At 72.2% G+C, this 8817-nt stretch carries 8 protein-coding genes; all 8 read left to right on the top strand.

Annotated features, from left to right (window positions below; genetic code table 11):
• Positions 1 to 5: 5 nt before the first annotated feature.
• The 8 genes from ACFV5N_RS20585 to ACFV5N_RS20550 all read left to right on the top strand — a co-directional run bounded on the left by ACFV5N_RS20585 (position 6) and on the right by ACFV5N_RS20550 (position 8678).
• Positions 6 to 1037 carry an Acg family FMN-binding oxidoreductase gene (locus ACFV5N_RS20585; RefSeq protein WP_385601781.1) on the top strand — a complete coding sequence of 344 codons (1032 nt, stop codon included), beginning with the start codon at positions 6 to 8 and terminating at the stop codon, positions 1035 to 1037.
• A gap of 38 nt (positions 1038 to 1075) precedes the next feature.
• Entirely contained in the window at positions 1076 to 1585 is a 510-nt protein-coding gene (locus ACFV5N_RS20580; protein ID WP_385601778.1) for a GNAT family N-acetyltransferase, read from the top strand.
• A gap of 42 nt (positions 1586 to 1627) precedes the next feature.
• Entirely contained in the window at positions 1628 to 3376 is a 1749-nt protein-coding gene (locus ACFV5N_RS20575; RefSeq protein ID WP_385601775.1) for a pyruvate dehydrogenase, read from the top strand.
• A gap of 119 nt (positions 3377 to 3495) precedes the next feature.
• A complete protein-coding gene (locus ACFV5N_RS20570) occupies positions 3496 to 4110 on the top strand; it encodes a Uma2 family endonuclease (protein WP_385601772.1) in 615 nt (204 codons plus the stop codon).
• Between the two features lie 39 nt (positions 4111 to 4149).
• Complete coding sequence (dnaG, locus tag ACFV5N_RS20565; protein ID WP_385601769.1) at positions 4150 to 6063, top strand: DNA primase; 1914 nt, start codon at positions 4150 to 4152, stop codon at positions 6061 to 6063.
• A gap of 152 nt (positions 6064 to 6215) precedes the next feature.
• On the top strand, positions 6216 to 7223 hold the full coding sequence (locus tag ACFV5N_RS20560) for an RNA polymerase sigma factor (RefSeq protein ID WP_385601766.1): 1008 nt from the start codon (positions 6216 to 6218) through the stop codon (positions 7221 to 7223).
• 92 nt (positions 7224 to 7315) lie between these two features.
• Complete coding sequence (locus tag ACFV5N_RS20555) at positions 7316 to 7891, top strand: TetR/AcrR family transcriptional regulator (protein WP_385601763.1); 576 nt, start codon at positions 7316 to 7318, stop codon at positions 7889 to 7891.
• 172 nt (positions 7892 to 8063) lie between these two features.
• On the top strand, positions 8064 to 8678 hold the full coding sequence (locus ACFV5N_RS20550; RefSeq protein WP_385601760.1) for a DUF4865 family protein: 615 nt from the start codon (positions 8064 to 8066) through the stop codon (positions 8676 to 8678).
• Positions 8679 to 8817: the final 139 nt, after the last annotated feature.

Below are 8817 nucleotides of genomic sequence, written 5' to 3'. Positions count from 1 at the left end.
CGAGGTTGCCGCAGGTGGCTCGGGTCGGCACAGCGGACGGCGGGGCTGAGGGCGGCGCCGCCCCGGACGAGCACACCGTGGCCGGGCTGGTGGCGGCGGCCGGGGCCGCCCCGTCCCTGTTCAACGCCCAGCCCTGGCGTTTCCGCTATCTGCGCGACGCCGTCACCCTCCAGCTGCGCGCCGCCCTGGACCGCACCCTCCCGCACGCCGACCCGCACGGCCGCGCCCTCCACCTGGGCTGCGGCGCCGCCCTGTTCAACCTGCGGGTGGCCGCGGCCGCCGCCGGGTGGGAACCGGTCGTCACCCTGCTTCCCGACCCGTACGACCCGCGGCTGCTGGCCACCGTCCGGCTGGCCACCGCCGTCTCCCCCGACCGGGAGCTGGCCCGGCTGCGCCCCGCCATCCCGGAGCGGCGCAGCAGCCGGCAGCCGTTCCGCGACGAACTGGTGCCCGAGCCGGTACGGGCCGAGCTGCGCCGCGCCGCCCAGCTGGAGGGCGCCCAGCTGCACTTCCCGTCCGCCTGGCATGTGCGGGCCATCCTCGAACTCGTCAGGGACGCCGAGGGCCGCGACCGCGACACCCCCGCCCGGGCCGAGGAGCGCGCACGCTGGACGCGCGCCGCCGACGCCGCCGGGACCGCCACCGACGGGCTGCTGGAGGAGGCGCTGGGCCCGCGCCTCGGGTACGGCGGTTTCCCGGTGCGGGACGCCACCGCCCGGCGCAGCGCCTTCGCGGCGGGCGACCCCACCCCGTACGAGGAGGAGCCGCAGCTGGCGCTGCTCGGCACCGGCGAGGACCGGCCGGCGGACTGGCTGCGGGCCGGCCAGGCGATGGAGAGGGTGCTGCTGCTGTCCACCGGGTACGGGCTGTCCACCGGGCTCACCACCCAGGTGCTGGAGTGGTCCGAGCTGCGCTGGCCGGTGCGCGACCCGGAGTCGGGCATGGGGCAGGTGCAGATGGTGATCCGGCTCGGATACGGGCCGCCGGTGCCGGCCTCCCCGCGCCGCCCGGTGGACCAGATCCTGGAGACCGGCTGACCCACGGGCGTGCCCCGCCCGTCACTACAGTGGCGGGCATGAGCGCCGAGCACCCGCCCCCCGGGCACCCGCACTCCGGTACCCGCACCGGCACCCCCGTCCGTACCGCCGCCGTGCCCGTCTCCGCGGTCCTGCGGCTGCGCGCCGAGGTGCTGCGGCCGGGCCTGCCCCCGGAGCGCGCGGAGTTCGCCGAGGACCGGCGGCCGGGCACCGTCCACCTGGCCGCGTACGCCGGGGAGACGGGCACGGAGGTGCTGGGCTGCATCACGCTGTTCGCCGACCCGCTGCCCGGCGACGCCACCGCCCACCGCTTCCGCGGCATGGCCACCGACCCCGCCGTGCGCGGCCGGGGGTACGGCGCGGCGCTGCTGGCCGCGGCCGAGGCCGAGGCGGCGGCGCGCGGCGCCGGGACGCTGTGGTGCAACGGACGCACCGGCGCCCGCGGCTTCTACGAGCGGCACGGGTACACGGTGCTCGGCGAGGAGTTCCTGATCGAGGGGGTCGGTCCGCACTACGTCTTCATCCGGCGGCTTGCTCCCCGGGCATAACACCCCATATGCGGTTACGTTGCTCATGGAGGTGCATGAGCGATGGCCAAGCAGACCGTGGCGGAGCAGTTCGTCGACACCCTGGTGCGCAGCGGGGTGCGCCGCCTGTACGGCGTCGTCGGGGACAGTCTCAACCCCGTCGTCGACGCCATCCGGCGCAACCGCTCCATCGACTGGGTCCAGGTCCGGCACGAGGAGACCGCCGCCTTCGCGGCCGGCGCCGAGGCCCAGATCACCGGCCGGCTCGCCGCCTGCGCCGGCTCCTGCGGCCCGGGCAATCTGCACCTCATCAACGGCCTGTACGACGCGCACCGCTCCATGGCCCCGGTGCTCGCCCTCGCCTCCCACATCCCCTCCAGCGAGATCGGCACCGGCTACTTCCAGGAGACCCACCCCGACCAGCTGTTCCGCGAGTGCAGCCACTACTGCGAGCTGATCTCCAACCGGCGGCAGATGCCCCGCGTCCTGCAGACCGCCGTCCAGCACGCGGTCGGCCGGGGCGGGGTCAGCGTGATCGCCCTGCCCGGGGACATCGCCGGTGAGCAGGTCGCCGACCGTCCCGAGGAACACGCCCTGGTCACCAGCCGTCCCGCCGTCCGCCCGGCGGACGGCCAGATCGAGGAACTGGCGCGGATGGTGGACGAGGCCGACCGGGTGACGCTGTTCTGCGGCAGCGGCACGGCGGGCGCGCACACCGAGGTGATGCGCTTCGCCGAACGCGTCAAGGCGCCGGTGGGCCACGCGCTGCGCGGCAAGGAGTGGATCCAGTACGACAACCCGTACGACGTCGGCATGAGCGGCCTGCTCGGCTACGGCGCGGCGTACGAGGCCACCCACGAGTGCGATCTGCTGATCCTGCTGGGCACGGACTTCCCGTACAACGCGTTCCTGCCGGACGGCACCCGGGTGAAGATCGTGCAGGTGGACGTCCGCCCCGAACACCTCGGCCGCCGCTCCACGCTCGACCTCGCGGTGTGGGGCGATGTGAAGGAGACGCTGGACTGCCTGACGCCGAAGGTCCGCGTCAAGACCGACCGCCGTTTCCTGGACCGGATGCTCAAGAAGCACGCCGAGGCGCTGGAGGGGGTGGTCAGCGCCTACACCCGGAAGGTGGAGAAGCACGTCCCGATCCACCCGGAGTACGTGGCCTCGGTGCTGGACGAGGAGGCGGCGGACGACGCGGTGTTCACGGTGGACACCGGCATGTGCAACGTGTGGGCGGCGCGCTACCTCACCCCGAACGGGCGGCGGCGGGTGATCGGCTCCTTCAGCCACGGCTCGATGGCCAACGCGCTGCCGCAGGCGATCGGCGCCCAGTTCACCGACCGGCGGCGGCAGGTGATCTCGATGTCGGGCGACGGCGGGTTCACGATGCTGATGGGCGACTTCCTCACCCTGGTGCAGTACGACCTGCCGGTGAAGGTGGTGCTCTTCAACAACTCGACGCTCGGCATGGTGGAGCTGGAGATGCTGGTGGCGGGCCTGCCCGCGTACGGCACCGGCAACCACAACCCCGACTTCGCGGCCATCGCGGAGGCGGCCGGGGTGCGCGCCCAGCGGGTGGAGAAGCCGAAGGACCTGCGCGGCGCCCTGCGGTCGGCGTTCCGGCACAAGGGCCCGGCGCTGGTGGACGTGGTCACCGATCCGCACGCGCTGTCGATCCCGCCCAAGATCAAGGCCGAGATGGTGACGGGCTTCGCCCTGTCGGCGAGCAAGATGGTGCTGGACGGCGGCGTCGGCAAAATGGTGCAGATGGCCCGCTCGAACCTCCGCAACATCCCGCGCCCGTAAACCTGAATGCGCTGATCATCCTTTCGGATGGCTCTACGGTGGAGTCGGCGGGAAGCGCGCCGGCCGAACCTAGGGTGAGGAGACGGAGCATGCCAGATCCGGTCCGAAGGAGGTTCGTGGTGACTGCCGTGCTGGAACGGTCGACGCCGGTCGTAGCCGACGACATCGTCCCCGGGGAGTTCGAGGACCTGCTGCGCATCCTGCAGGACCTGGACACGCCGGATGGCTGCAAGGCCGAGATCATCAAGGGGGCGATCGTCGTGACGCCTTGGCAGCGGCCCTACTACTTCCGGGCCATGGAAAGTCTGAGGGAACGCCTGGCGCCCCATGCTCCCGAAGGCCACCGGGTCAGCAGTTCGCCCTTCCTGTTCGCCTTTCCGGCTGCCAAGCGCGCCTTCGGACCGGATCTCTACGCGGCGGACAGCGCCGCCTTCGAACAGTTGCAGGGGCCCGTCAATGGAGCGGCGCTCTCCCTGGTCGCCGAGCTGACCTCGCCATCCACGCGTGAGCAGGACGTCCAGGACAAGCTCGCCGTGTACGGCCGCCATGTTCCGGTGTATCTGCTGCTCGACATGCAGGACGAGGAAGCCACCGTGTTCTGGGAGGTCTCCCCGAACGGTTACCGCGCGTACCGGAGTGTTCCCTTCGGGCAGCCGCTGAGGATTCCCGAGCCGTTCGGCTTCGACCTGGACACGTCGGACTTCGGACGTCCGGCCGGTGGCCCCGGCCGGTGAGGCCGTACCGCTGTCGGCGGCCGGTCGTAGACTCTCGGTGTGGCGGGCAGGATCAATGACGACGATGTGAAGGCGGTACGGGACGCGGTCCCGATTGACTCCGTCGTGTCCGAATACCTCCAGCTGCGCAGCGCGGGCGGGGGGAACCTGAAGGGCCTGTGCCCGTTCCACGACGAGAAGTCCCCCTCGTTCCAGGTGTCGCCCAGCAAGGGGCTCTTCCACTGCTTCGGCTGCCAGGAGGGCGGCGACAGCATCAGCTTCCTGATGAAGCTGGAGCACCTCACCTTCGCCGAGGCCGTCGAGCGGCTGGCCGCCCAGGCCGGGATCACCCTCCGCTACGAGCAGGGCGGGTACAACACGCACCGGCAGCAGGGCGAGCGCACCCGGCTGCTGGAGGCGCACAAGGTGGCCGCCGCGTTCTTCGCCGAGCGGCTGGCCTCGCCGGAGGCGGAGATCGGGCGCCGGTTCCTCCAGGAGCGCGGGTTCGACGAGCAGGCGGCGGCCCACTTCGGGGTCGGGTACGCGCCCGGCGGCTGGGATCAGCTGGTGCGGTATCTGCGCGGCCGGGGGTTCACCGACCGGGAGCTGCTGACCTCCGGCATCGCCCAGGACGGCCGGCGCGGCCCGATCGACCGCTTCCGGGGCCGGCTGGTGTGGCCGATCCGCGACATCACCGGCGAGGTGGTGGGCTTCGGCGCCCGGCGGCTGCGCGAGGAGGACACCGGCCCGAAGTACCTCAACACCCCGGAAACCCCCATCTACCAGAAGTCCCGGGTGCTCTACGGCATCGATCTGGCCAAGCGCGACATCGCCAAGGACAACCGCGCCGTGGTCGTCGAGGGGTACACCGACGTCATGGCCTGCCACCTGGCCGGCATCACCACCGCCATCGCCACCTGCGGCACGGCGTTCGGCGGCGAGCACATCAAGATCCTGCGCCGGGTGCTGATGGACGACAGCAGTTCGCACCGGGCGGGCGAGGTCGTCTTCACCTTCGACGGGGACGCGGCCGGGCAGAAGGCGGCGCTGCGCGCCTTCGACGAGGACCAGCGGTTCGCGGCCAGGACCTCGATCGCGATCTCGCCCGGCGGCATGGACCCGTGCGATCTGCGGCTGGCCCACGGCGACGCCGCCGTCGCGGAGATGATCGAAAACCGCTCGCCGCTGTTCGAGTTCGCGCTCCGGTCGGTCATCCAGCGGCACAATCTGGACACGGCGGAGGGCCGTTCCGCCGCCCTTGAGCACGCCACCCCCATCGTGGCCCGGATGAAGGACTCCTCCATCCAGCACGAGTACGCGGTGCGGCTCGCCGGCCTGGTCGGCATCCCGGACGAACGGTTCGTCGTCCAGCGGGTGGCCCAGCTGGCCCGCTGGGAGCGGGAGCGCAAGCAGCGCGGCGAGGCACCGGGCGCCGGACGCCGCTCCACCCCGGCCCCCGTCCCCGCTGTCCCCGAACGGCGCGGCCCGGCCGTCGACCCGGGCAACCCGGCCCACCAGGTGGAACGCGAACTCCTCAAGCTCGCCCTCCAGTACCCGCACCTGGTGGCGCCCGCCTTCGACGCGTACGAGGAGAGCGAGTTCACCGCGCCGCCCTACGCGGTGGTGCGGCGCGCCATCGCGGCGGCCGGCGGCGTCACCGACGCCGACGAGAGCCTGGTGACCCGGGTCCTGGACGCGGCACCCGACGACACGGTGCGCGTCCTCATCCGCGAGCTGACCGTGGAGGCGCCGCTGACCTCCCGCACCCCCGACGAGCGGTACGCCGGGGAGCACCTGGTCCGGGTCCGGCTGGCCGCCGTCGAACAGCGCATGCGCGACCTGGAGATCGTCGCCCGCCGCATCGAGGCCCAGTCCGCGAACAGCCAGGCGGCCGGGGAACGCCAGCAGCTGTGGACGCTCCAGCAGTACCGCACCGCCTTGCAGGCCCGGGGCCCGGCCGCGCTGTACGGCTGACCGGCCGCCGCCCACCCGGGAACGTGAACCCCGTGTAACAGCGGGGTAATTGGGCATAGCACACCAGGAGCCGCCAGCACAGAAAATGGACGCATGCCTCTCGTGACCGGGTCCCCCACTCCCACCGGTCGCGACCACCGTGGAGGTCGCCCGTGTCGCCCGTGCAGAGCCAGATCCTCGACGCCCCGGCACCGGCCGTTCCGGTGCTGAAGCCATCCCCGCCCACCACGGCCGCGGGCGCCTCGGCGGACCTCTTCCGCCAGTACCTGCGGGAGATCGGCCGCATCCCGCTGCTGACGGCGGCCGAGGAAGTGGAACTGGCCCGCCGCATCGAGGCGGGCCTTTTCGCCGAGGAACGGCTGGCAGCCGCCGCGGAGGCGGGGGAGCCGTGGGACCCCCGGCTCGCACTCGACCTCGACCAGCTCGTGGTCCGCGGGCGCCGGGCCAAGCGGCAGCTCATCGAGGCGAACCTGCGGCTGGTCGTCTCGGTGGCGAAACGGTACATCGGGCGCGGCCTGACCATGCTGGACCTGGTGCAGGAGGGCAACCTCGGACTGATCCGCGCGGTGGAGAAGTTCGACTACGCGCGCGGCTTCAAGTTCTCGACGTACGCCACGTGGTGGATCCGCCAGGCGATGTCACGGGCGATCGCCGACCAGGCCAGGACCATACGGGTCCCGGTGCACGTGGTCGAGCTGATCAACCGGGTGGTGCGGGTCCAGCGCCGGGTCCTCCAGGAACGCGGGTACGAGCCGTCCCCGGCGGAGGTCGGCATGCTGCTGGGCCTGACGGCGGCCCGCGTCACCGAGATCCTGCGGCTCGCCCAGGACCCCATCTCCCTCCAGTCCCCGGTGGGGGAGGAGGACGACGTCAACCTCGGCGACCTCATCGAGGACGTCGACATCCCCTCCCCGGCCGAGTCGGCGGCGTTCCTGCTGCTGCGGGAACAGCTGGAAGCGGTGCTGTCCACGCTCGGCGACCGCGAACGGCGGGTCGTGGAACTGCGGTACGGCCTCACCGACGGCCGGCCCCGCACCCTGGAGGAGATCGGGCGGCTGTTCGGCGTCACCCGGGAACGGATCCGGCAGATCGAGCACAAGACCCTGGGCAAGCTGCGGGACCACGCGTACGCGAACCAGCTGCGCGGCTACCTGGACTGACCTCGGGCGGACAAGGTCCGTTGGTGAGAGGCCGCGGCTGCGCCGCCGAGCGTGCGGAGTTCACTGTACCTACGGGTATGTACACTGCTGGCATGAGCACTGCGGAACGTCTCATCGAGAGCACGCGCGAACTGCTGTGGGAACGCGGTTACACCGGCACCAGCCCGAAGGCGATCCAGCAGCGGGCCGGCGCCGGGCAGGGAAGCATGTACCACCACTTCGCCGGGAAACCGGACTTGGCGATCGCCGCGATCCGGCGCACCGCCGAGGAGATGCGGGCCAGGGCCGAGGATCAGTTCTCCGCACCGGGGACCGCGGTGGATCGCATCACCGCGTACCTGCGCCGGGAGCGGGAGGTCCTCAAGGGCTGCCCGATCGGGCGCCTCACCCAGGACCCGGAGGTCATGGCCGATCCCGCGCTGCGGGCCCCGGTCGAGGAAACCCTTGCCTGGCTGCGGGGACGCCTTGCCGACGTGCTGGCCGAGGGACGCGAGCGCGGCGAACTGGATGCCGTGCTGGACGCGCGGGCGACGGCCGCGACGGTCGTCGCGGTGCTGCAGGGCGGCTATGTCCTGGCTCGCGCCGCCGACTCGGTGGAGCCCTTCGACCAGGCGATCACCGGGGTGCTGGCTCTCCTGGCCGCGCAGGTCTCCCCCGCCCACGAGTAGGGAGGACCCGCGTTTCCTGCGGGTGTCTCCCCAACGCCGTGATCCGCCGCCGTCGCGCCACCCCGATGAGTCGCCGGCGCGGCATGGACGGACGAGCGCGCCGCGCCCGGGGAAGCCTCGCGCTCGCGGGTCGGCAGCCCACTGAACACTTACGAGGAAGGCGTCATCGTCCGTGTACGCGAAGCAGTACGAGATCACCCTGCCCGCCGGCTACGACATGAGGATCATCCGTGAGCGGGTCGCCGAGGGCGGCCACCTCCTCGACGACCGGGCCGGACTGGGACTGAAGGCGTACGTCATCCGGGAACGCGGCGCCGACGGGTCGCCGGTGAACCAGTACGCCCCCATCTACCTGTGGAACGACACCGGTGCCATGGCTCACTTCCTCGTCGGGGGCGGAGGGTTCCAGAACATCGTCCGGGACTTCGGCCGCCCCGTCGTCCGGCACTGGACCGGCATCGCCTGCCAAGCCGGGCCCGCCCGCTCAGTACCTCCCCGAGCGGCCTCGCGCCGTCTCATCCCGATACCCCACCGCGCGGACCCGGACAGCACCGGACGGGGCCTGTCCACGCTGATCGAACGGGAAGTCGAACAACTGCGCCGGCTCTCCGGACACGACGGCGCGCACACCGCTGTACTGGCCTTCGACCCCCACCATTGGCACCTGCTGCGGTTCGTGGTGTGGGCCGACTCCTCCGCGCCGGACGAGGAGGCGACCGAGCGCTACGAGGTGCTGCACCTGTCCGCTCCCGGACTGGGCGATCTGCCGGAGGGCCGGAGCTGGTAGCGCCCGCCCCTCCGTTCTCGCCGCCAGGCCGTCTCTTGTGGATCTTCGGGGATCGGGCCGCGTTGTCGGATGCGGTGCGTCGCGAGGCGCCGGAGTGCCCTCAGGGTGGTGTCCTTCGGGCAGTCCGGCAACGCGGCGA

It is taken from the genome of Streptomyces sp. NPDC059853, from assembly GCF_042731495.1.
Lineage (GTDB): Bacteria > Actinomycetota > Actinomycetes > Streptomycetales > Streptomycetaceae > Streptomyces.
The sequence above is the reverse complement of the archived record's forward strand: the minus strand, read 5'-3'. Positions and strand labels throughout refer to the sequence as shown.